The sequence below is a fragment of the Piscirickettsia salmonis LF-89 = ATCC VR-1361 genome (assembly GCF_000297215.2).
GTDB lineage: Bacteria > Pseudomonadota > Gammaproteobacteria > Piscirickettsiales > Piscirickettsiaceae > Piscirickettsia > Piscirickettsia salmonis.
Map to the genome: position 1 here is coordinate 1 of NZ_AMFF02000247.1, position 919 is coordinate 919.

The 919-nt window shown below is 42.5% G+C and carries 1 protein-coding gene; it reads left to right on the forward strand.

Going from position 1 to position 919, the window contains the following annotated elements; translation table 11 throughout:
* A partial coding sequence (locus tag C200_RS13855) for an IS3 family transposase (RefSeq protein ID WP_033923849.1) occupies window positions 1-383 on the forward strand: 383 nt, incomplete at its 5' end.
* Window positions 384-919: the final 536 nt, after the last annotated feature.

Here is a 919-nt window from a genome sequence, read left to right on the forward strand (position 1 = left end):
ATATGGAAGCATCACTCGTCAATGATGCTCTGTTGATGGCCTTATGGAAACGAAAGCCTAAAGCTGGGTTAATTTGGCATTCAGATCGCGGAAGCCAATATGCTTCAGAAAGTCATCGTGAGATTCTTAAAGATCATCGAATTAAGCAAAGTATGAGTCGTAAGGGAGACTGCTGGGATAACGCTGTTTCAGAGAGTTTCTTTCATACCTTAAAAACGGAGTTAGTTCATCACATGAATTTTAAAAATCGACAGGAGGCTAAATCAGCGATCTTTGAGTATATCGAAGTTTTTTATAACAGAAAACGCATTCACTCAGCTAATGATTATTTATCACCTGAGGAATACGAGCATAATCAAAAAATAGTGTGCAAATATATTTGAAATTATCGGGCTACACACTGAGCCTTGGGGAACTCCCTCATCGCTCATTGTCAACTCACCTTTTGATAAAACCCCAGCTTTGAACATCCGAATAATATATCGGATAAAGCGCTGGTCTTTAATCTTAGTTTCTAACATATCTATCAACAGATTGTGATCACGTAAGCGTCGCTACCTCGGTAGGTATTTTGCACATCCAATGATGCAAAATCGCCGAGCAAAACGCGACGACTATAAACCCTCGGCTGTCCGCGTCACACAGCGTTACGTGCCTTGAATCGGCACACTCCACTACTGTGCTCTCACATGACTCTACGGTTCGTATAGATTTTTAGACACTCGTTACGCTTGCTACAGACCTAACGGCCTTTCGCAACTCCGCTCTGCTAAAAACCCGAACCTACCTCGGCCTACTCACCCCGTGCTTAGCACTCCATGGCTCGCAGCGACAGATGAGAATGATGTGGTTTGTTGGCATTATTCACACAGCAAAAGCGCTCATGTAAAGGGAATTAATATTTTGACAAGTATGGTGA